This is a genomic window from Pseudomonas mucoides, assembly GCF_015461845.1.
GTDB classification, from domain to species: Bacteria; Pseudomonadota; Gammaproteobacteria; order Pseudomonadales; family Pseudomonadaceae; genus Aquipseudomonas; species Aquipseudomonas mucoides.
In genome coordinates this window covers 222,527-244,817 of the sequence record NZ_JACOPW010000008.1, presented here as the reverse complement: position 1 = coordinate 244,817, position 22,291 = coordinate 222,527, and the positions used below count along the sequence as shown (strand labels likewise).

Here is a 22,291-nt window from a genome sequence, read left to right as displayed (position 1 = left end):
CAACTTGCGAAGCAGTCGATACCACATTCAAGACCGACAAGAGAGGATTCGATGACCTACACCGCTGCCGAAAACCGCTACGATTCCATTCCTTACCGCCGCGTGGGTCGCAGCGGTCTGGTGCTGCCGGCACTGTCCCTGGGCCTGTGGCACAACTTCGGTGACAGCACGCCGATCGATACCCAGCGCGCGTTGCTGCGCACGGCGTTCGACCTGGGCATCAACCACTTTGACCTGGCCAACAACTATGGCCCGCCGTATGGCAGTGCCGAGATCAACTTTGGCCGTCTGCTGCGCGAAGATTTCAAGCAGTACCGCGATGAGCTGATCATCTCCAGCAAGGCTGGCTGGGACATGTGGCCCGGTCCTTACGGGCAGGGCGGTGGTTCGCGCAAATACGTGCTGGCCAGCCTGGATCAGAGCCTGCAGCGTCTGGGCCTGGATTATGTGGATATTTTCTATTCGCACCGCTTCGACCCGGACACCCCACTGGAAGAAACTGCCAGCGCGCTGGCCACCGCCGTACAGCAAGGCAAGGCCTTGTACATCGGGATCTCGTCGTATTCCGGGGTGAAAACCCGTGAGATGGCGGCGCTGTTGAAAGAGTGGAAAGTGCCACTGCTGATTCATCAGCCGGCCTACAACCTGCTCAATCGTTGGGTGGAAAAAGACCTGCTGGACGTCACCGACGAACTCGGCACTGGCGTGATTGCTTTCACGCCGTTGGCGCAGGGGTTGCTGACCGATAAGTACCTCAACGGCATTCCGAAGGATGCGCGGGTCAATCGTCCGGGCGGTGGTTCGTTGCAGTCCTCGCACCTGTCCGAGGCCAACATTGCGCATGTGCGTGGGCTCAATGAGATTGCCAAGCGCCGTGGGCAGAGTCTGGCGCAACTGGCGCTGGCCTGGACGCTGCGCGATCCGCGAGTGACCTCAGCGCTGATCGGTGCGAGTCGGCCGGAGCAGATTATCGAGAACGTCGGGGCGTTGAAGAATTTGAGCTTCAGTGCTGAAGAATTGGCGGAGATTGACCGGTTTGCCCAGGAAGGCGGAATTAATCTTTGGGAGAAACCTTCGACGGCTGAGTAACCGTTTGGCGCCGGATTTTTCCGGCGTCTGTTACACCGCCATCGCGAGCAAGCTCGCTGCCACAGTGGATGGGTGGTGGCCAATTTTTGTGGCCAAGCATTAACCCTGTGGGAGCGAGCTTGCTCGCGATGGGGCCAGACCAGACGCTGAAGAGTCCGGGGTTACCGGAAAAACGGCACATCCCCCAACACCGTCGCCCGCTGCATCACCCGCCGCGCCGGCCGGTAGTCATCCACCGCGTAGTGCTGGGTCACGCGGTTATGTGTGGAAAACGCTATGCCTCCCCCTGATCGTTCCCACGCAGAGCGTGGGAGCGATCAATGAACAAGGGATCTGCCTTGGCTGGTCAGTTACTGATCGCCAGAATACTCGCCTGATACGACCCGACAAACACATCGAAATCGCCGACTTCGTTCTGCTCCAGCTCAACCTGAGCCGCCAGCGACGAACGCGCCAGCGATTCAAATTTCGCCTGGTCTTCCTCACTCAAAGGCTCGCTGCGGAAAAACTCCGCATGTGTCCGGCTCTGACGCAAAGAGAACTGAGCAAAACTTTCCTCGTGTTCCGCCATCGCCGCCAGCACTTGGGCAGAAGGCGTCAACGACGGATCCTTGACCTTGGCCAACTGCGTATCCAGCGCCTTGCTATGAGCATCGCCACCATGGCTTTGATCGAGCATCGCGGCCAACGGAGCAATCTGCTCCAGCAACTCGCTGGCCCACTCCTTGAGGTCCACCGGCTGCCCGTCGCGGTGCAATTGCAGGCCCGGGCGGCGACCTTCCTTGACCACGCTGAGGAAGTTCGAGGTGGCGTTGCTGCAGGACGTATTGGTCAACAGCGGACTGTCGTTCAGGGCGCAATACAGCAGGAACGCGTCGAGGAAGCGCGACTCGGTGAGGTCGATGCCCATCGGCAGGAACGGGTTGATGTCCAGGCAACGCACTTCAACGTACTGAATGCCACGGGCCACCAGCGCCTGAATCGGCCGTTCACCGGTATAGGTCACACGTTTCGGACGGATGTTGGAGTAGTACTCGTTTTCGATCTGCAAAATATTGGTGTTGAGCTGAACCCACTCACCGTCCTGATGCGTGCCGATTTCGACATACGGCGCATACGGCGTGGCGACCGCTTTGCGCAGGCTATCGGTGTAGCTCGACAGGTCGTTGTAGCACGGCGTCAGACCGGCCTGGGCATTGCTCTGGTAACCCAGGTCGCTCATGCGCAGGCTGGTGGCGTACGGCAAGTACAAGGTGTCCGGGTCCAGTTGTTCCAACTGGTGCGAACGCCCCCGCAGGAAGCCGGCGTCCAGCGCCGGCGAGGCGCCAAACAGGTACATCAGCAGCCAGCTATAGCGGCGGAAGTTTCGGATCAGTGCGATGTAGGCCGAGGACTGATAGTCGCGGTCGGTGCCGACAAAGCCTTCCGACTCCTTGAGTAACGGCCAGAGCTTTTCCGGCAGGGAAAAGTTGTAGTGAATCCCGGCGATGCACTGCATGGTCTTGCCGTAGCGCAGGGCCAGGCCCTTGCGATACACATACTTGAGCTGACCGATGTTGGACGTGCCGTAATAGGCAATCGGGATGTCTTCCTCGGCCGGCAACGGGCACGGCATCGAGGGGCTCCACAGAAACTCGTTGCCGAGCTTGCTGTAGGCAAAGCGATGGATCTTGTCCAGGCTCGCCAGCGTATCCGCCGGATCGGGCAGGGCGGGCGTGATGAACTCCAGCAGCGACTCGGAATAGTCGGTGGTGATTTGTTCGTTGGTCAGCGCGGAACCCAATTCTTCCGGGTGCGGCGTTTGCGCCAGGCGACCTTCGCCGGTCACGCGCAGGCATTCACGTTCGATGCCGTGAAGGCACTGTTCGAGCAGAGAGAGGTTAGCGCGCTCGCCGAGCAGGGCCAGGCGGCGGTTGAGAAGTTCGCTCAAGTTGGATTCCTTCACGCGTCAGTCGCCCCAATATGGGGGTGGGCAAGACGGTCTACAAGGGTGAAGTTAAAACTGGCGTTTTCGCCTGGTTTTTTCGAGCCGCACAGGCCTAATGCCGGTCAGTCAGGAATTGCACAAACCCCGTGGGAGCGAGCTTGCTCGCGATGAGGGACTGTCAGTCAACATTGATGTCGTCTGACACACCGCCATCGCGAGCAAGCTCGCGCCCACAGGTTGCATTGCGCCGAAATTAACTCAAATCGGTGACATCTAGCTACAGGACAGCGAACGTGCCTTGTGCTTTTGCGACCAGTTTGTCGCCTTGCATCACATCGGCCTCGACCACCAGCGTGCGGCGGCCCGGGTGGATCACCCGCGCCGTGCACATCACTTCGCCGTCTGAAACAGCACGGATGTAGTTGATCTTGCATTCGATGGTCGCGCTCTGCTGGTCAAAGCCGTGGGTGCTGGAGCAGGCCAGCCCCATGGCAATGTCCACCAGACTGAACAAAGCCCCGCCGTGCAGCTTTCCGCCGCGATTGCGCAGCTCTGGCTCCAGTGCCAGGGCGACGTGCGCCACCCCGGTTTCCAGGCTGTGCAAGCGACACCCCAGCAGCTTGAAAAAGGCGCTTTCGGTGTACCCGGCAGGGATGTCCATCAGCGTTTCTTCAACTGCTTGGCGTTGGCGAACAGCGACGCCATCGCGTTGTTGCTCGGGGCTGGCGCTGTGGTTTCCTTGCGCGGTGCGGTGTTCTGGGACTGGCGTGGTGCCGACCCCGGACGTGCGCCGCGCGCACCGTCGATCTTCTCGCCCGGGGTGTCGCTCATGCGCATCGACAGACCCACGCGTTTGCGCGGGATGTCGACTTCCATGACCTTCACCTTCACCACATCACCGGCCTTCACCGCTTCACGTGGATCCTTGATGAACTTCTCCGAAAGCGCAGAGATGTGCACCAAACCGTCCTGATGCACGCCGATGTCGACGAACGCGCCAAAGTTGGTCACGTTGGTCACCACGCCTTCGAGGATCATGCCCAGTTCGAGGTCCTTGAGGTCTTCGACGCCTTCCTGGAACTCGGCGGTCTTGAACTCTGGACGCGGGTCACGCCCCGGTTTTTCCAGCTCTTGCAGGATGTCGGTGACCGTTGGCAGACCGAAGGTTTCGTCGGTGTACTTCTTCGGATCAAGACGCTTGAGGAAGCTGGCGTCGCCGATCAGCGAGCGGATGTCGCGGTCGGTTTCAGCGGCAATGCGCTGTACAAGCGGATAGGCTTCCGGGTGAACGGCCGACGAATCCAGCGGGTTATCGCCGTTCATCACCCGCAGGAAGCCTGCGGCTTGTTCGAAGGTTTTTTCGCCCAGACGCGCGACTTTCTTCAACGCGGCGCGGGTTTTGAACGCGCCGTGCTCGTCACGGTGGCTGACGATGTTCTGCGCCAGGGTCGCGTTGAGGCCGGAAATGCGGGCCAGCAGCGCCACGGAGGCGGTGTTGACGTCGACGCCCACGGCGTTCACGCAGTCCTCGACTACCGCGTCCAGGCCGCGGGCCAGTTTCAGCTGCGACACGTCGTGCTGGTACTGGCCGACGCCGATGGATTTCGGATCAATCTTCACCAGCTCGGCCAGTGGATCCTGCAAGCGACGGGCAATCGACACCGCGCCACGGATCGACACGTCCAGATCCGGGAATTCTTTCGACGCCAGTTCCGACGCCGAGTAAACCGATGCGCCGGCCTCGGAGACCATGACCTTGGTCATTTTCATCGCCGGGTATTTTTTGATCAGCTCAGCAGCCAGCTTGTCGGTTTCGCGGCTGGCGGTGCCGTTGCCGATGGCGATCAGGTCGACCGAGTGCTTGGCGCACAGGGCGGCCAGAACGGCGAGGGTCTGGTCCCACTTGTTGTGCGGCACGTGCGGGTAAACCGTGGCGTGATCCAGCAGCTTGCCGGTGGCGTCGACCACGGCGACCTTGCAACCGGTGCGCAGGCCCGGGTCGAGACCCAGGGTGGCGCGTGGGCCGGCCGGGGCCGACAGCAGCAAATCGTGCAGGTTGTGCGCGAACACGTTGATCGCTTCGGTTTCCGCGCCATCGCGCAGTTCACCCAGCAAATCGGTTTCGAGGTGGGTGTAAAGCTTGACCTTCCAGGTCCAGCGCACCACCTCGCCCAACCATTTGTCGGCGGCGCGATTCTGGTTCTGGATGCCGAATTGCTGGCCGATCATGCCTTCGCACGGGTGCATGGTGCCCGGCAGCTCGTCGCCGACTTTCAGCGCCGAACTCAGAATGCCTTCGTTACGGCCACGGAAAATGGCGAGCGCGCGGTGCGATGGCATGCTTTTCAGCGGTTCGTCGTGTTCGAAATAGTCGCGGAACTTGGCGCCTTCCTCTTCCTTGCCGGCAATGACGCGGGCACTGAGGGTGGCTTCCTGCTTCAGGTAGCTGCGCAGTTTGTCCAGCAAACCGGCATCTTCGGCGAAGCGTTCCATGAGGATGTACTTGGCGCCTTCGAGGGCTGCCTTGACATCGGCCACGCCTTTTTCGGCGTTGATGAAGCGTGCGGCTTCGGTGTCCGGGGTCAGGGTCGGGTCGTTGAACAGGCCGTCGGCCAGTTCGCCGAGGCCGGCTTCCAGGGCGATCTGGCCCTTGGTGCGGCGCTTCTGCTTGTACGGCAGGTACAAGTCTTCGAGGCGGGTCTTGGTGTCGGCGAGTTTGATGTCGCGCTCAAGTTGCGGGGTCAGCTTGCCTTGCTCTTCGATGCTGGCGAGGATGCTGATGCGCCGTTCGTCGAGTTCTCGCAGGTAGCGCAGACGCTCTTCCAGATGCCGCAACTGGATGTCATCGAGGCTGCCGGTCACTTCTTTCCGGTAACGGGCGATGAAGGGAACGGTAGAGCCTTCATCGAGTAGCGCGACGGCCGCTTCGACCTGTTGTGGGCGTACACCGAGTTCCTCGGCGATGCGGCTGTTGATGCTGTCCATAAAACCACCTGACAAATTGTGAAAGCAGGCTCGCAGGCGCAGAATTAAAGGCTCTGCGAGTCTGGTTGAGCGGCCTGGCCTGCGCCGCTGCCTGGATCAAAGGGCACCCCATTGACCCGTGAAATCGAACAATTACTGCGCACGCCCGGGAAATAAATGGCGCCGCTCTGTCGTACCTGTCTGATGTTGCCTGACACAAAAGGCCGCGCATTATAACCAGCGTTCGGCCGTTCGGGGGCATCGCAGACTGGAGGGGCAATGGCCGGTTTGCTGGCGGTGGAGGAAAAATCTGCTAACAATGCACACGGTGCGTATAACGGCAGCTACGCCATAATGCGCGCCGAGCTAAAAGGAGCATCTAATGAGCAGCACTGCAAACATTGCTGAAGGCGAAAAAATTCTTATTGTTGACGACGATCCAGGGCTGAGCAGCCTGCTGGAACGCTTTTTCGTCAGCAAGGGCTACCGCGCCCGCGCCGTACCGAACACCGAGCAAATGGACCGCCTGCTGGCGCGTGAAGTGTTCAACCTGGTCGTCCTCGACCTGATGCTGCCTGGCGAAGACGGCCTGACCGCGTGCCGCCGCCTGCGCACGGCGAACAATCAGATTCCGATCATCATGCTGACCGCCAAGGGCGACGAGCTGAGCCGTATCAAGGGCCTTGAACTGGGCGCCGACGATTACCTGGCCAAGCCGTTCAACCCGGACGAGTTGATGGCCCGCGTCAAAGCGGTCCTGCGTCGTCAGTCGACGCCTGTGCCAGGTGCACCGGGCAGCGAAGACGAAAGCGTGACGTTCGGTGATTACGAACTGTCGCTGGCGACCCGCGAGCTCAAGCGCGGTGACGAAGTGCACATGCTCACCACCGGTGAGTTTGCGGTCCTCAAGGCATTGGTCATGAACGCGCGTCAGCCATTGACCCGCGACAAACTGATGAACCTGGCCCGTGGCCGCGAGTGGGATGCCCTGGAGCGTTCCATCGACGTGCAGATTTCCCGTCTGCGCCGGATGATCGAACCCGATCCGTCCAAGCCGCGTTACATCCAGACTGTCTGGGGCGTGGGCTACGTGTTCGTTCCGGATGGCGCCGCCACCAAGTGATCGGCGATTTGTAGGAGCGGGTCTTGCGGGCAACGGTCAGACGACTTTGTCCGCAGACTCGCGATCCGCAATATGCGAGCATCGCTCGCTCCTGCAAGTGTGTAGCGGTTATCCATGAAAACCCCCGTTTGGTTCCCCCAGAGTTTCTTCTCCCGCACCCTTTGGCTGGTGCTGATCGTCGTCCTGTTTTCCAAGGCGCTGACCCTGGTTTATCTGTTGATGAACGAAGACGTGCTGGTGGACCGCCAATACAGCCACGGCGTCGCCCTGACGCTGCGCGCCTATTGGGCTGCTGATGAAGAAAACCGCGCGAAAATTGCCGATGCCGCCACCCTGATCCGGGTCGTGGGTGCGGGTGTACCGGAGGGTGAACAGCATTGGCCGTACAGCGAGATTTACCAGCGGCAGATGCAGGCCGAACTGGGCGCCGACACTGAAGTTCGATTGCGCATGCACTCACCACCGGCGCTGTGGGTCCGGGCGCCGAGCCTGGGCGATGGCTGGCTGAAAGTGCCGCTGTATCCCCATCCGTTGCGTGGCCAGAAAATCTGGAACGTGCTCGGCTGGTTCCTCGCCATTGGCTTGCTGTCGACTGCGTCGGCGTGGATTTTCGTCAGTCAGCTCAATCAACCGTTGAAACGTCTGGTGTATGCCGCCAGGCAACTTGGCCAGGGACGCAGCGTGCGACTGCCGATCAGTGATACGCCCAGCGAAATGACTGAGGTTTACCGCGCCTTCAACCAGATGGCCGAAGACGTCGAGCAGGCCGGGCGTGAGCGCGAATTGATGCTGGCGGGAGTGTCCCACGACCTGCGTACGCCCTTGACCCGCTTGCGGCTGTCTCTGGAGCTGATGGGGGATCGCACCGACCTCACCGACGACATGGTGCGCGACATTGAGGACATGGACGCGATTCTCGACCAGTTTCTGGCGTTTATTCGCGATGGCCGTGACGAGTCGGTGGAAGAGGTGGACCTCAGCGACCTGGTTCGTGAAGTCGCTGCGCCGTACAACCAGAGTGAAGAAAAGGTCCGTCTGCGCCTGGAGCCGATTCAGCCGTTTCCATTGCGTCGGGTGTCGATGAAACGCCTGTTGAACAACCTGATCGGCAATGCCTTGCATCACGCGGGCAGTGGCGTTGAGGTGGCAGCCTATGTCTCCGGCGATACCAGCGCACCGTATGTGGTACTGAGTGTCATGGACCGTGGGGCGGGGATTGATCCTTCCGAGCTGGAAGCGATCTTCAATCCGTTCACCCGGGGGGATCGTGCCCGGGGTGGCAAGGGGACTGGATTGGGTTTGGCGATCGTGAAGCGGATCGCTTCGATGCATGGCGGGAATGTAGAGCTGCGCAACCGTTCCGGTGGCGGGCTGGAAGCGCGGGTGCGGTTGCCGCTGGGGTTGATGTTGCCTCGAGATGCGGTATAGCAGCAGCTTCAAGCTTCAAGCTTCAAGCTTCAAGCTTCAAGCGAAAAGCAAATCCGCTTTTTACTTGCAGCTTGAAACTTGCCGCTTAAAGCTGCTTTTTTATCCCTTGCCTTTGGTGCGCGTCATATTCGGCCCACCATTCTTCTCCAGATGCTCAATGATGATCCCCGCCACATTCTTCCCGGTGGTGGTCTCGATCCCTTCCAGACCCGGTGACGAATTCACTTCCATCACCAGCGGCCCGTGATTCGAACGCAAGATATCCACACCCGCCACCGCCAGGCCCATCACCTTCGCCGCACGCAATGCAGTCATACGTTCTTCCGGGGTGATCTTGATCAGGCTGGCGCTGCCACCCCGATGCAGGTTGGAGCGAAACTCCCCAGGCTTGGCCTGGCGCTTCATCGCCGCAATCACCTTGTCACCGACCACGAAACAACGGATGTCCGCGCCGCCGGCTTCCTTGATGTATTCCTGGACCATGATGTTCTGCTTCAGGCCCATGAACGCTTCGATCACCGACTCCGCCGCCGTCGCGGTTTCACACAACACCACGCCGATGCCTTGGGTGCCTTCCAGCACCTTGATCACCAGCGGAGCGCCGTTGACCATGTCGATCAGGTCGGGAATGTCATCCGGGGAGTGCGCGAACCCGGTTACCGGCAAACCGATCCCGCGACGTGACAGCAATTGCAGCGAGCGCAGTTTGTCCCGCGAGCGGGCAATGGCCACCGATTCATTGAGCGGAAACACGCCCATCATTTCAAACTGACGCAACACCGCGCAGCCATAGAACGTTACCGACGCACCGATCCGGGGGATCACCGCATCGAACCCTTCCAGCGGCTTGCCGCGGTAGTGGATCTGCGGCTTGTGGCTGGCAATGTTCATGTAGGCGCGCAGGGTGTCGATCACCACCATTTCGTGGCCACGCTCGGTACCGGCTTCAACCAGACGACGAGTGGAATACAGACGCGGATTCCGCGACAGCACAGCGATCTTCATGCAACACCTGTGGAAGAGGTAGATACCGGGAACACCGGCTTGTCTTGTACGTACTTGATGCCCGGATTGACCACCAGTTGGCCGTGAATCAGGGCTTTGGAACCGAGTAACAGGCGATAACGCATGGATTTGCGGCAGGCGAGCGTGAACTCAACCTTCCAGACCCGATCACCGAGGGCCAGGGTGGTACTGACCACGTAGCGCTTCTGCGCGTGGCCGTTGGAGCTTTTAATGGTTTTCATCGTCACCAGCGGTGCTTCACAGCGTCGATGACGCAATTGCACCACCGTGCCCAAGTGCGCGGTGAAGCGAACCCACTGCTCGCCATCGCGCTCGAACGGCTCGATGTCGGTGGCATGCAGGCTGGAGGTACTGGCACCGGTGTCGATTTTTGCCCGCAGGCCCGCGACTCCCAAATCAGGGAGCGCCACCCACTCGCGCAGACCGACAACGGTCAAATGATCAAATGTCTTCAAAGTTGCTCAACCGGTAGAAACCGCACGGCCCGCAAGCGGCCGAATTCGCGGTATTCACGCAGAATAATGGTTAAAAGGCGACAGATATCTACGGCCCGGATTTCCAGCCCTCCGAGGAGGTTCTGGAATGCATGCATTGTAATCCGCGCCGGTGCAATTCTTGGTGCGACTGAAACAGTAGTACAGTTCACCAATATTTCAGAATGAGGAAATCCCATGGCACAAAAAAACGAAGAGGACGACAAAGTCCGTCTCGATAAATGGTTGTGGGCCGCGCGTTTTTACAAAACCCGAGCCTTGGCCAAGGCTGCGATTGAAAGCGGCAAGGTGCATTGCCGCGGCGAGCGCTGCAAGCCGGGCAAGGAGCCAAGAGTAGGCGACGAATTTGTGATTCGCGCAGGTTTCGAAGAGCGCACGGTGGTGGTTCAGGCCTTGTCGATCGTTCGCCGTGGCGCGCCGGAGGCCCAGACACTGTATGCCGAAACCGAGGCCAGCATCGCCAAGCGCGAAAACGCCGCGGCCCAGCGCAAGGCGGGTGCGTTGGGGATGACCACCGATGGCAAGCCGAGCAAGAAACAGCGCCGGGATCTGTTCAAGTTTCGGGGCAGCAGCAACGACGAGTGAGTTATACAGCCATCGCGGGCAAACCCGCTCCCACAGGGATATGCGGTCTACTGTGGGAGCGTGCGGTGCGACGATTCGACTTGCCCGCGATCGAGTGCGCAGCACTCGCCTGAGGCCAGCTTATCCACAGGCAAGACTTGCAATTACCTGATCGAGTAACCATATCGGGTGATTCGCCAGCGGCGCATCGAGCGGACAAACAGCCGCTCGTCGAAAATCACACACAGCCTCTGACCTGTAGGCCATAACCAGAAGGTCAGCAGTGCCAGAGACGCAAAATCGCGAGAGCCCATACCGGCGGACGTTCCACCTTGCTTGGAACTACCCCCGGATTGTTCATAAAATACCGGCCATGCCGAGCACACGCGATTTTTGACCGTTGAACCCCATCTTCACCCATTCAGATACCCAGACCTATGACCGACCTACCGGATAACGACTTCACCCAACGCTTCATCTTCGATGACAGCGACACCCGTGGCGAGCTGGTCTCGTTGGAGCTCAGCTACGCCGAAGTCCTGGCCAAGCACGCCTATCCGGAACCGGTCCAGCAACTGCTCGGCGAACTGATGGCGGCCGCCTCTCTGCTGGTCGGCGCGCTGAAGTTCGATGGCTTGCTGATCCTTCAGGCCCGTTCCGACGGCCCGATCCCGCTGCTGATGATCGAGTGCTCCAGTGAGCGCGATATTCGCGGCCTGGCCCGTTACGAAGCTGACCAGATCGCCCCTGACGCGACGCTCGCCGACCTGATGCCGAACGGCGTCCTGGCGCTGACGGTCGACCCGACCCACGGTCAGCGCTACCAAGGCATCGTCGACCTCGACGGCGAAACCCTGTCCGAGTGCTTCACCAATTATTTCGTCATGTCCCAACAGGTCGGTACGCGCTTCTGGCTGTACGCCGATGGCCGCCGTGCCCGTGGCCTGCTGTTGCAGCAATTGCCCGCAGACCGTTTGAAAGATGAAGAAGAACGCGCCGCCAGCTGGCAGCACATCACCGCGCTGGGTAGCACCCTGACCGCGGATGAGCTGCTGAGTCTGGACAACGAAACCGTGCTCCATCGCCTCTACCACGAAGAGCAGGTGCGCCTGTTCGACGTGCAGAAACTGCGCTTCCGTTGCAGCTGCTCCCGCGAACGTTCCGCCAATGCCCTGGTCAGTCTGGGGGTGGCGGATGCGCAAAACCTAGTCGTCGAACACGGTGGCAACATCGAGATCGATTGTCAGTTTTGCAATCAGCGCTACCTGTTCGATGCCGCCGATATCGCTCAATTATTCGCCGGAGCGGGCGTCGACACGCCGTCAGATACCCGTCACTAAAACGGTTCAGCGCAGGTAAATTCACTGGTTAGCGCCGGTATTACGCCGTTACGACGGGAGGGCCCTACTCTTTTTGGGCTTTTCTGGCATAATCCGGCCCACTTTTTCTCGCGGTAGTAGTGCACGACTTTCTACTACAAAACGTTTGGAGCACTCGGCCACTGGCCGATGGGGAACCTCATGACGCAAGCCAATAACGCCGTGTACACCGATCTGAGTGTTGATGATCTGGTTAAAGAAGCCCTGAATCGCGGTGAAGGCGAGCTTGCCGATACCGGCGCGCTGGTTGTTCGCACCGGTCACCGTACCGGCCGTTCGCCAGTCGACCGTTTCATCGTTGACGAGCCGACCACTCAGGCCGCTATCGCCTGGGGCCCGATCAACCGCAAGTTCCCGGCCGACAAGTTCGATGCCCTGTGGGACCGCGTCGAGGCGTTCAACAACGCGCAAGAGCATTTCGTTTCCCACGTGCATGTAGGCGCATCGGCCGATCACTACCTGGCCGTGAAAATGACCACCCAGACTGCCTGGCAGAACCTGTTCGGTCGTTGCCTGTTCATCAACCCGGCCCAGTACAACCCGGCTGGCCGTGATGAGTGGCAGGTGCTCAACGTCGCCAACTTCGAATGCGTGCCTGAGCGTGACGGCACCAACTCCGATGGTTGCGTGATCATCAACTTCGCACAGAAGAAAGTGCTGATCGCCGGCATGCGTTACGCCGGTGAAATGAAGAAAGCCATGTTCTCCGTGCAGAACTTCCTGCTGCCGGCTTCCGACGTGCTGCCAATGCACTGCGCTGCCAACATCGGCGAAGCAGGCGACGTGACCCTGTTCTTCGGTCTGTCCGGGACCGGTAAAACCACCCTGTCGGCCGACGAAAGCCGTTACCTGATCGGTGACGACGAGCACGGCTGGGGCGAGGGCGTGGTGTTCAACATCGAAGGCGGTTGCTATGCCAAGTGCATCGACTTGTCCGAGAAGAACGAGCCGGTCATCTGGAAAGCCATCAAGCACGGCGCAGTCCTGGAAAACGTCGTTATCGATGACGCCAAGCACGCCGACTACGCTGACGTCAGCCTGACCCAGAACAGCCGCGCAGCCTATCCGCTGGAGCACGTTGCCAAGCGTTCCGAGAAGAACCTCGGTGGCGAGCCAAACGCTGTGATCTTCCTGACCTGCGACCTGACCGGCGTGCTGCCGCCAGTGTCGATCCTCAGCGAAGAACAAGCGGCGTACCACTTCCTGTCTGGCTACACCGCACTGGTGGGCTCGACCGAAATGGGTTCCGGCAGCGGCATCAAGTCGACCTTCTCCACCTGCTTCGGCGCACCGTTCTTCCCGCGTCCGGCTGGCGAATACGCAGAACTGCTGATCAAGCGCATCCGCGGCTTCGGCTCCAAGGTTTACCTGGTCAACACTGGCTGGACCGGTGGCGGCTACGGCGTTGGCAAGCGCTTCAACATCCCGACCACCCGTGGCGTGATTGCAGCGATCCAGAGCGGCGCGTTGATCGGTGCTGAAACCGAACACCTCGACACCATCAACCTCGACGTGCCGTTGGTTGTACCGGGCGTTGAGACTGGCCTGTTGAACCCACGTAACACCTGGGCTGACAAGGCTGCTTACGATGAAGCCGCTAAAGCACTGGCTGGATTGTTTGTCGAGAACTTCAAGAAGTTTGAAGTGAGCGACGCGATCAAGGCTGCCGGGCCTAAGTTGTAAGTGTTGGTTTGATAATAAGAAAGCCGCCCTCTGGGGCGGCTTTTTTGTGGGCGCTGTTTCAGGTTTTCAGATGCAGCACGAACGCGCCAACCAGGACCAACACGACACCCAGCACCTGCACCTTCGCCAGTCTTTCCTTGAAGAACACATAGCCCAGAATGGCGGCAATTCCACCGGACAGTGTGCTGATCACCGTCACCACCGAAACCGACCCCGCCACTGCGCCCCAGGCGAAAGAGAAGAATCCGCCGAGGTTCATCAGGCTGGCACCGGTCAAGGTCATGCAGTTTTTCAACGGCGGAATTTTCAAGCCGTCCTTGATCTTCAACACCATCAATACCAGCACGACCAGCCCCACCAGATAGGCAAGCCAAAGCATCGTCACCGGTCCAAGCACCGGAAGAACGAAGTGGCCTTGCAGCCAAAAACTGGTGCCATAAAAAACCGCCGCCAGAAGTGCATAGGCAATCGAGCTGCTGGCCTGAGGGTTGTGTGGAAGCTTTGAATCGGCGTGGATGCTGGAAAGGATGACCCCGATCACGCAGAGCGCGATGCACAATGACTGGATCAGATTGATCTGTTCACCCGCGGCCCAGGACAGCAGCGTAGTGACTACGCCGTAGGAGGTCACCAGCGGCGCGACGATAGATGCTTTGCCGAGGGCGAATGCCTTGGACAACGCCAAGGCGCCGGACACGGTGAGCACAGCGGCGACAATGCCGAACAACCAGACGTCGAGCGATGCCGACAACGATTTGAGAATAAAGGCAGGAAAGGCAATCAACAGCACGCTCATGATGCTGAAACCCAACGCCTGACCGAAGTACACCGCGCGTTTAACGCCGACCGCACGGGCGTTCAAACCCACCAGAAAATCCGTACCGCCCCACAGCAAGGCAGCCAGTAAACCCATCAATACGTCCACGCTATGTCCTTATAGGTGTGCGCTGCGGACGTTAGAGGTCTTCTAGCGTCTGAGTGTCCCAGCGTTGGGCCTTGATGGCCTGATAGAGCATTGCGATGGTCAGCGGCAGTTTGACGCCACGTCCCTTGGCTTTGCGTTTGAGGGACACATCGTAGCCTTCGGGCTGGAAGTAGCGATAGCCGAATTGCTCGAAGACCAGGGCGACTGGATGTGCACGCCTCTCCTCAGCGATTGCCTGAGAGGCGAAACGCTGGCGCCATGTTGTCTTGTTCGCGCCTCGACAGTCCCAATGCGCTGGCCAGTGTTGGCCATTGGCTGACGGCCTCTTGGAAACTCTCAATGATTTCTTCCGCATCCGCACGGTTGACTCGAAAGTATTCGGCCACTTCTCGAGCGAGTTCAAGGTCCAGTGCGTTGTCGGCGTCTGTGATGTTGAGCTTCAATCCATCGGAGTGTGCGACAGGGTTCATGTCATAGGCATCAGACAAACGCCAGCCCCGCCCGGGGTCAAGGAGAAAGCCATGGTTGCGCATGTGGTCGTCCGTATTGGAGACCAGGATGTTGAACACGATACGTGACCACAGCTCGCGCAAATCTGTGTTGGGTTCTGAACCGTGTTCCATGAGCACTTCTGCCAACTCAAGGTAGCTGGCGCCTACCGATGCATCGTCACCGTCCACACGGTCTGTCATGGTCATGGCTGAGGCGAAATGTAGTCGGCCACCCGTTTCGGTACGGTCGAAGCGCTTGACCATGAAACAGTGATGATCGCTTGCGAAGCGACGAGCTCTGCCGGTTACGACACGCAACCCGCAATGATTCGCCAAGGCATTCACCACCATTTCCCAGCCTCCGACATCGTAGTCATCACGAGTGCTGGGGAACTTCGCAATCCATAAATGACCATGCTCGTCGGCAACGCTGGCCTTGGGTCTGGCGCCCCCCAGTGAACCACCGGGTGCTATCAGCATCCTTAACCACTCGCGCCCATCGGGAGAGGTGTTATCTGGATCGTTCTCCAACGCACGACTTGCCTCCTCCAATGCGCGCAATTCCACAAAAGGTGGAGCCGCCAAGCCATCAGAATCATCCAGAAAATTGCCTTCGTCGTTGAGCTTGTATCGAATTGCCCCGACTCGATAGAGGTCATGAACGCCCAGGAGGAAATCCGATTCGTATAGCTTGGTGCCTACCGGAGCCGCCCCGTCACGGATATCTCGCTCCAGTCGCCGCTTCATCAACAATTGACCCCATCGATCCGGGCTTGAGTCGGCAAAAACGCCGAACCGTGACTGATGTTGACCCGGAAACTGTCGCCCTTGAAAGAGGCCGATGCGGGGATCCAGCGACGTGAAGTTCAACTCGGGATCGGCTAAGGCGGCGGCATCGTACTCAAACTCGAACACATTGCTGGTGCGAGCCTTTCTGGCATGTAGAAATCCCAGGCGTCGGGGTCCGTTCAAGGATTCCCAGTCGGCATACACCGCGATCAGTGTCATTTTTAATCCGTCGTAGGTTTAGGTTTTTTCTTCGTCAGCAATCTGGATAAAGAGTGGGTGTTCAAAGGGAAGTCAACGGCAAGATCTGATTTGGATATCGGTGTTTCCAAGGCTTCCGTCTCTGTTTCACGAATAGGCGGCGACGCCTTCGCGAGGGGCAAGCTGCGTGCTCGTTGGCGTTTTACGGGGCCTAATTGCGCGTCTTGCAGTTGGCGCCCCAACTCATCCGCTGCGGCGACCTTGCTCAAGTCTTTTTCCAGCCCCAGCACCTGCATCACTGACAAATAAGCGCCCATCGTCACGCCTGATCCGCCGGACTCAAGAGAGCGCAACGTCGTTAGCGACATGCCTGCTCTCTCGGCGACTTGCTTGGCTGTCAGCCTGCGACGCAGCCGAGCGAGTTTCAGTCGTTCGCCAAACTCGGCAAGCAGCTTGGACGCAGCCGGCAATAGGGGCGCTGTCTTCTTTGCCATGTACCATTATTCCTACATTATTTGGCCTTAACTGCCAGAATAATAGCACTTATTCAATTCTTTGCTGGGCTGGATGATGAGGCGCAAGATCCAGTTTTGTCCTATTCAGCGGCTTACTTGGACGAGGTATGAACGGGAGAGTAATTATTAAAACTGCGATTATTCCATCTATAAATGCCATAAACAGGCAGAATAATGGCACTTATGAGTTCGGTTGAATGCCTTCTATTTCTTTTGTCTCCCATCGTTGCGATTTGATTGCTTGGTAAAGCATGTCGATGGTCAGGGGGACTTTATCGGCGCGACCCTTTGCGCGGCGCTTGAGGAATACGTCAAACCCTTCGGGTTGAAAGTAGCGATAGGCGTCGTAGTCGATGAAATCGATGGCGAACTGTTCTTCAAGCGTTTCCATCAAATGCTGCGCATCGGCACCGTCACAGCCTAGGTCGAAATTGATCGAGGTGGTGAGGCTGATAGATTTGCGTTCGGGCAGACCGAGCTCTTCGTGCAGCAGCTGCATGAGCAGGTGCATGGTGTGGTCATCAGGGAAGTTAGGGGCGAGGTTCATGGTGAGGGTGTCCGGTCGGGCTTGCGCGGGTCTTATTGGGCGTCTGGTTTTGGGGGAAGCATGGATCTGTTGTTCTGTCGCAGAGGGCGGATCGATTGGGGATCTCTTTAACGTGGAACGCATCGACATGAAATTCGCGGGAAGGCTGACGCTCCGCTCGCATGATTTTGTTCATCTGTTGCACGCTTTCTATCAGTTCATCAAAAAATTGGCTCAAGGTTATTTCCAGTTTCAATGATCGTTCCCACATCGAGCGTGAGAACGATCTATTTACACAGCGTCAGGCAGGCGCTTTCCAGCCCATCATGCGTTGTTGGGCAACTTGCATCAGGTCGAGGCCGTCCTGCGTCAGCAGGTAAAGCGCGTGGGTAATGTGGGGGATGTCTTCGACGTCGCCGTGTTTGAAGCAGATGCAGTGCAGGGTTTTCAGGAGGTCGCTGGAGGCTCGGATGCGCTGCATGGCAGCTTCGAAGATGTCCTGGGGGTTGGCCTCTGTGTCGATGATAAGGGCCGGGGAATCGGTGAGGTTGGATTGCAGCGGGCGGTAGCGATCAAAAAGAGGATTTAACGTTGTCACTGAAGAACACCTATATGTAATGGGTAATGTGAGCTCTCTTTGTCGGGTGACCAAGCCCGAGCCGCTGATTTGCCAGCGACAGTCAGACTATAGATGTGAGCCACCGGGCAGCGATAGACGACAAGGGATCTGAAGCTGTAGGACCGGGATGAAGCTTTGATAGGGCATTGCCTACGGACTTATCCCCAGCCGAAATATCTATCGTTTGGTGGCATTCAGGTGCACCGCGTTATCGTTCCTCGCGGGCAAGCCCGGCTCCCACAGGGATTTTTATCCGGGCATTAACCAGCGGTAATTTTCGGCAGGCGTTGCCGGGCAATTTCCAGCAGTTCGTTGCCGTCTTGGGTCAGCAGGTACAACGCATTGACGATGTTGGGAATGTCGCCTGTATCAGCCTGTTTAAAGCACAGGCAATAAAGGGTTTCGAGCAGGCCGCTGGCGGCGCGGATGCGTTGGCGGGCAGCGTCGAGTATTTCGTGGGGATCTGCGTCAGTGTCGATGACCAACACGGGCGTTTCGCTGTAACTGGTTTTGAGTGGGCGATAGCGGTCTTGCATGAGGTCCGTCCTGTTTTCAGCGGCGCGGCAAACTATAGGGGCGTGCATCCAGGCCTCGCAATACCGCGCAAATGGACAGGGTTTGTAGGGGATTTACTGTGGGTGTCGCCTTTTGCCTACGTGCGGGCCGAGGTTTTTTTCAGCAATACCCTTGGACGCGAATTTCCTACGGGTTTGTCAGGCGAAGCGCTTCGAGCCTCGGTAGGGACTTCGTCAGAATCTGTAGGACGTTTCGAAAACGACTGTGCAACGCTTAAGGGGAATCAGCCCGGCTCATGCTGCGTGGGCGAGCAAAAGCCGGGGCACTTGACCGGCAGTGGTCAGGAAGTTCGCCAGGCCTGTTGGGCCGAACATTCCAGGGTGTCGCACGTAGCGAGCAACGGTGGCTCCACAGGTGGTCCATCGCAGGCACTCAGCAGCAGGGAAGTCAGGATCAGCGCAATGGCAAAAGTCGATTTTTGGAGCATGGTCATTCCTTGTTCAAGTGCCGCGCCCATCAGGCGTCCTGCCGTGATGTGAAGTGCGCGGACAGTTGTTTTGCGAGAAAGACCTTACCGTCAGAGTGAACGGCACGGCGAGGAGCAAAGTGTTTCGTTTGTTTCATTCTGTGGCCAAGCCCCATAGGGTGACGCTGTATCATCCCGTATCGTTTTGGTCCCGACCTTTTCTCGACTCGCTGCGTTTGCCGGCTAGGCTTTGGGCTTCGCAGCGGTCAACGGAGTGACAGCTTATGCACAACACCCTGGAACAGGTTTTCGGTTATCCACAGTTTCGTCCCGGTCAGGAGGCGGCAGTCAGCGCGGTGTTGGCCGGGCGCTCGGCGGCGGCGATTTTTCCCACCGGCTCGGGCAAATCTCTTTGCTATCAGCTGCCAGCCTTGTTGCTGCCGCACCTCACGCTGGTGGTGTCTCCGTTGCTGGCGTTGATGCAGGATCAACTGGCGTTCCTGCAACGCCACGGTATTGCGGCGGGCAGTATCGATTCGGCGCAGAGTCGCGATGACGCCAGCGATGTGATGGCTCGGGCCAAGTCCGGCGAGTTGAAGATCTTGATGATTTCCGTGGAGCGCCTGAAGAACGAGCGCTTCCGCAACTTCCTGCAGCAAGTCCCCATCTCGCTGCTGGTGGTGGACGAGGCGCACTGCATTTCGGAGTGGGGCCACAACTTCCGCCCCGACTACCTCAAGCTGCCCGACTACCAGCGTCAGTTCAATATCCCGCAGGCACTGCTGCTGACCGCGACTGCGACGCCCAAGGTAATCGCCGACATGCAGGCCAAATTCGCCATTGCCCCGGACGATGTCGTGACCACGGGTTTCTACCGGCCAAACCTCAATTTGTTAGTCGAGCCCGTACGCGGTCAGGACAAACGCCGACGCCTGGTTGAATGGATGAGCGAACGCCCCCATCAGCCGAGCATCGTCTATGTCACCTTGCAAAAAACCGCTGAGCATATCGCCGAACACTTAGGGCGCAACGGCATTCTGGCTGAGGCCTATCACGCCGGTTTGCCTCACGATCAGCGGGAAGGCATACAAAAGCGCTTCATGGCCGGGCAGTCCAATTGCATCGTTGCCACCATTGCGTTTGGCATGGGGATCGATAAAAGCGACATCCGCAACGTGGTGCATTTCGACCTGCCCAAATCCATCGAAAACTACAGTCAGGAGATCGGCCGCGCCGGGCGCGACGGGCAGCCCTCCGATTGCCTGGTGCTGGCTAACCGCGACAGCCTCAACGTGCTGGAAAACTTCGTCTACGGTGACACGCCCGAGCTGGACGGGATCCACTGTGTGCTCGATGAAATGCTCGCCGCCGCGCCTGAGGGGCAGTGGGAGTTTTTATTGGGGCCGTTAGCCGATCAAAGCAACATTCGCCAATTGCCGCTCAAGACCTTGCTGGTCCAACTGGAACTGCGCGGTTTGATTGCCCCGCGCTACGCCTACTACGCCGAATATCGGTTCAAGTATTTGCAAGAACCGGAAGCCTTGCTCGCGCGCTTCGAAGGTGAGCGCAAGGACTTCGTCGCCGCGATTATCCAGACCTCCAGCCGCGCGCGAACCTGGGCCACGGTGAACTTCGATGCGCTGTACGAGCAGCATCAGGCGGAGCGCGATCGGGTGGTCAAGGCACTGGATTATTTCCAGGAGAAGGGTTGGGTCGAGCTTGAAAGCAAGCAGATGACCGAGGTCTACAGCCTGCTGCAAACGAGCTTCGACAGTCAGGCCCTCAGTGCCGAACTGCATGCTTATTTCACCCAACATGAACGTACCGAGATCGCCCGGATTCACGCCATGCTGGATCTGTTCGCCACAGATCACTGCCTGGGTTATCGCCTGGCCGAGTATTTCGGCGACGAAAACGCGCCTCGGCAATGCGGGCATTGCTCGGTGTGTCACGGTGATGTGGCGCGGTTGCCTGCGCCGCCGGAATTGCCGGCGCTTGTGGATAAAAATTTCGAAGTGCTGTGCGGTGATTTTATCCACAGGCACGAACAACACACCGGCAACGTTCCTTCGGCGGAACGGCTGACGCGTTTCCTGTGCGGGATCAGCGTGCCGCTGTTTACCAAGCTGAAGGCTCGGGCGATTTCCGGGTTTGCGGCGCTGGAAGATTATCCGTATGCCGAGGTGCGCAGTTGGGTCGAGGTGCATTTGCCGGCGTAGATCCATCCGCTGAATGTTGCTCATCACAGGAATAAATTTCAAAAAACCGCGATGGCTGACTATGGTGGGGGCTGTCTTTGGGTCGCCAACAAGAGAGCACATCATGAGCCAGACGCCATTCAATATTCAGCGCGCCGCCGTCATCGGAGCGGGCACCATGGGCCGTGGCATTGTCATGTGCCTGGCCAACGCCGGGGTGCCGGTGCAGTGGGTGGATAACAATCCGCAGATGCTTGAACAGGCGCTGGCCACCGTGGCCGAAACCAACGCTCACAATGTGCGACAAGGGCGTATCGATCAGGCCGAGGCCGATGCACGCACTGCGCGTGTGACCGCAGCGGCGGATTACGCTGCGATCCGCGGGGTCGATCTGGTGATCGAGGCGGTGTACGAAAACCTAGAGCTGAAACAGAAAATTTTCCGCGAGCTGGACGGTCTGCTCAAACCCGAAGCGATTCTGGCGAGTAATACATCGGCGCTGGATATCGACGCCATTGCCGCCGCCACTCGCCGTCCGCAGCAAGTGCTGGGCCTGCACTTCTTCAGCCCGGCCCACATCATGAAGCTGCTGGAAGTCGTCCGTGGCGCCCAGACTGCACCGGCGGTGCTTGATGCGGCATTGGCGCTAGGCAAGCGCATGGGCAAGGTCAGCGTGGTGGCGGGCAACTGCGACGGTTTCATCGGCAACCGCATGCTCAATACCTATGTGCTCGAAGCACGCAAAATGCTGCTGGAGGGCGCTTATCCGTATCAAGTGGATGCGGCGCTGCAAGGGTTTGGTTTCGCCATGGGGCCGTTTCGCATGTACGACGTGGTGGGCGTCGACCTCGGGTGGCGCGCTCGCGAACTGGCGGGTACAGGCCAGGATGCACCGGAGGTTCAAGTGGACAACCGGCTGTGCGAACTCGGGCGTTTCGGTCAGAAGAGTGGCAACGGTTATTACCACTACGAGCCCGGCAGCCGTCAGGCCGAGCACGATGTGGAAGTCGATGCGCTGGTGCTGCAGGTCAGCGAAGGATTGGGCTTCCAGCGTCGTGAGATCAGTGCTGAGGAGATTTTGGAGCGTTGCTTGCTGGCACTGGTCAACGAAGGGGCGAAGATCCTTCAGGAAGGCATTGCGCAGTCAGCGCACGATATCGATCTGGTGTACCTCAACGGCTACGGCTTCCCGGCGGCGAAGGGCGGGCCAATGGCCTGGGCGGATCAGCAAGGCCTGGCAGACATCCACCAGCGCTTGATGGCCCTGGAAACCCGGCAGGGCGACCACTGGAAGCCGGCACGCTTGATCGGTGAGCTGGCAGCAGTGGGTAAAGGCTTTGCGGATCGGTAGACTTCAGCCACTTCCAGACG

General features: G+C 58.9%; 21 protein-coding genes and 2 pseudogenes. 9 read left to right on the top strand and 14 right to left on the bottom strand.

The genetic code is table 11. The features are described from left to right. The first annotated feature begins 51 nt into the window (after window positions 1-51). Window positions 52-1,089, top strand: a complete 1,038-nt coding sequence (gene mgrA / locus H8F22_RS27265) for an L-glyceraldehyde 3-phosphate reductase (RefSeq protein WP_027922241.1) — start codon at window positions 52-54, stop codon at window positions 1,087-1,089. 161 nt (window positions 1,090-1,250) lie between these two features. Here the strand turns inward: mgrA and H8F22_RS33200 are convergent. The 4 genes and pseudogenes from H8F22_RS33200 to H8F22_RS27250 all read right to left on the bottom strand — a co-directional run. Then, window positions 1,251-1,355 (bottom strand): annotated as a pseudogene (locus tag H8F22_RS33200) (taurine dioxygenase); the annotation flags it as partial. An 80-nt stretch (window positions 1,356-1,435) separates the two neighbouring features. Continuing rightward, on the bottom strand, window positions 1,436-3,019 hold the full coding sequence (gene gshA / locus H8F22_RS27260; RefSeq protein WP_027922240.1) for a glutamate--cysteine ligase: 1,584 nt from the start codon (window positions 3,017-3,019) through the stop codon (window positions 1,436-1,438). Between the two features lie 274 nt (window positions 3,020-3,293). After that, the gene (locus H8F22_RS27255) at window positions 3,294-3,677 is read right to left on the bottom strand and encodes a PaaI family thioesterase (protein ID WP_032833439.1); all 384 of its coding nucleotides are present in this window, start codon (window positions 3,675-3,677) and stop codon (window positions 3,294-3,296) included. Beyond that, complete coding sequence (locus tag H8F22_RS27250) at window positions 3,677-6,001, bottom strand: Tex family protein (RefSeq protein ID WP_027922238.1); 2,325 nt, start codon at window positions 5,999-6,001, stop codon at window positions 3,677-3,679. Before H8F22_RS27250 ends, H8F22_RS27255 begins: the two co-directional genes overlap by 1 nt. 258 nt (window positions 6,002-6,259) lie before the next feature. On the opposite strand from H8F22_RS27250, the gene H8F22_RS32910 reads away from it, so the two are divergent. From H8F22_RS32910 to H8F22_RS27240, 3 genes are all read left to right on the top strand, one after another. Continuing rightward, window positions 6,260-6,388 (top strand): hypothetical protein, encoded by a 129-nt coding sequence (locus H8F22_RS32910; RefSeq protein WP_256218301.1) that lies wholly within the window; start codon window positions 6,260-6,262, stop codon window positions 6,386-6,388. Next, window positions 6,363-7,103, top strand: a complete 741-nt coding sequence (gene ompR, locus H8F22_RS27245; protein WP_027922237.1) for an osmolarity response regulator transcription factor OmpR — start codon at window positions 6,363-6,365, stop codon at window positions 7,101-7,103. The genes H8F22_RS32910 and ompR overlap by 26 nt, the downstream gene beginning before the upstream one ends. Window positions 7,104-7,217: 114 nt before the next feature. After that, complete coding sequence (locus tag H8F22_RS27240) at window positions 7,218-8,531, top strand: ATP-binding protein (RefSeq protein WP_027922236.1); 1,314 nt, start codon at window positions 7,218-7,220, stop codon at window positions 8,529-8,531. Between the two features lie 99 nt (window positions 8,532-8,630). Here the strand turns inward: H8F22_RS27240 and rimK are convergent, their stop codons facing one another. Both rimK and rimB read right to left on the bottom strand, forming a co-directional pair. Then, window positions 8,631-9,536 (bottom strand): 30S ribosomal protein S6--L-glutamate ligase, encoded by a 906-nt coding sequence (gene rimK, locus H8F22_RS27235; protein ID WP_007949201.1) that lies wholly within the window; start codon window positions 9,534-9,536, stop codon window positions 8,631-8,633. After that, the gene (gene rimB / locus H8F22_RS27230) at window positions 9,533-10,012 is read right to left on the bottom strand and encodes a retropepsin-like aspartic endopeptidase RimB (RefSeq protein ID WP_027922235.1); all 480 of its coding nucleotides are present in this window, start codon (window positions 10,010-10,012) and stop codon (window positions 9,533-9,535) included. Before rimB ends, rimK begins: the two co-directional genes overlap by 4 nt. Before the next feature lie 216 nt (window positions 10,013-10,228). Between rimB and H8F22_RS27225 the strand changes: the two genes are divergently transcribed. The 3 genes from H8F22_RS27225 to H8F22_RS27215 all read left to right on the top strand — a co-directional run bounded on the left by H8F22_RS27225 (window position 10,229) and on the right by H8F22_RS27215 (window position 13,677). Beyond that, complete coding sequence (locus H8F22_RS27225; protein WP_027922234.1) at window positions 10,229-10,636, top strand: RNA-binding S4 domain-containing protein; 408 nt, start codon at window positions 10,229-10,231, stop codon at window positions 10,634-10,636. A 416-nt stretch (window positions 10,637-11,052) separates the two neighbouring features. Then, window positions 11,053-11,955, top strand: coding sequence for an Hsp33 family molecular chaperone HslO (gene hslO, locus H8F22_RS27220; protein WP_194940916.1), 903 nt, complete (start codon window positions 11,053-11,055; stop codon window positions 11,953-11,955). A 180-nt stretch (window positions 11,956-12,135) separates the two neighbouring features. After that, window positions 12,136-13,677, top strand: a complete 1,542-nt coding sequence (locus tag H8F22_RS27215; RefSeq protein WP_027922232.1) for a phosphoenolpyruvate carboxykinase — start codon at window positions 12,136-12,138, stop codon at window positions 13,675-13,677. Between the two features lie 58 nt (window positions 13,678-13,735). On the opposite strand, the gene H8F22_RS27210 is transcribed toward H8F22_RS27215, so the two are convergent. The 8 genes and pseudogenes from H8F22_RS27210 to H8F22_RS27180 all read right to left on the bottom strand — a co-directional run bounded on the left by H8F22_RS27210 (window position 13,736) and on the right by H8F22_RS27180 (window position 18,743). Continuing rightward, a complete protein-coding gene (locus H8F22_RS27210) occupies window positions 13,736-14,590 on the bottom strand; it encodes an EamA family transporter (RefSeq protein WP_027922231.1) in 855 nt (284 codons plus the stop codon). Between the two features lie 43 nt (window positions 14,591-14,633). After that, window positions 14,634-14,780: pseudogene (locus tag H8F22_RS33310) on the bottom strand (DUF1493 family protein); the annotation flags it as partial. Window positions 14,781-14,826: 46 nt separating this feature from the next. Then, window positions 14,827-16,101 (bottom strand): type II toxin-antitoxin system HipA family toxin, encoded by a 1,275-nt coding sequence (locus H8F22_RS27205; RefSeq protein WP_027922230.1) that lies wholly within the window; start codon window positions 16,099-16,101, stop codon window positions 14,827-14,829. Between the two features lie 2 nt (window positions 16,102-16,103). After that, window positions 16,104-16,574, bottom strand: coding sequence for a helix-turn-helix domain-containing protein (locus H8F22_RS27200; RefSeq protein WP_194940915.1), 471 nt, complete (start codon window positions 16,572-16,574; stop codon window positions 16,104-16,106). 202 nt (window positions 16,575-16,776) lie between these two features. Continuing rightward, window positions 16,777-17,142, bottom strand: a complete 366-nt coding sequence (locus H8F22_RS27195) for a DUF1493 family protein (protein WP_194940914.1) — start codon at window positions 17,140-17,142, stop codon at window positions 16,777-16,779. Window positions 17,143-17,422: 280 nt separating this feature from the next. Then, window positions 17,423-17,719, bottom strand: coding sequence for a hypothetical protein (locus H8F22_RS27190; protein ID WP_027922227.1), 297 nt, complete (start codon window positions 17,717-17,719; stop codon window positions 17,423-17,425). Between the two features lie 281 nt (window positions 17,720-18,000). Next, window positions 18,001-18,276, bottom strand: a complete 276-nt coding sequence (locus H8F22_RS27185; RefSeq protein ID WP_027922226.1) for a hypothetical protein — start codon at window positions 18,274-18,276, stop codon at window positions 18,001-18,003. 320 nt (window positions 18,277-18,596) lie between these two features. Continuing rightward, a complete protein-coding gene (locus H8F22_RS27180) occupies window positions 18,597-18,743 on the bottom strand; it encodes a hypothetical protein (RefSeq protein WP_177327592.1) in 147 nt (48 codons plus the stop codon). 263 nt (window positions 18,744-19,006) lie between these two features. On the opposite strand from H8F22_RS27180, the gene H8F22_RS27175 reads away from it, so the two are divergent. Continuing rightward, on the top strand, window positions 19,007-20,941 hold the full coding sequence (locus H8F22_RS27175; RefSeq protein WP_194940913.1) for a RecQ family ATP-dependent DNA helicase: 1,935 nt from the start codon (window positions 19,007-19,009) through the stop codon (window positions 20,939-20,941). A gap of 103 nt (window positions 20,942-21,044) precedes the next feature. Further along, entirely contained in the window at window positions 21,045-22,271 is a 1,227-nt protein-coding gene (locus H8F22_RS27170; protein WP_194940912.1) for a 3-hydroxyacyl-CoA dehydrogenase, read from the top strand. The last annotated feature ends 20 nt before the right edge of the window (window positions 22,272-22,291 follow it).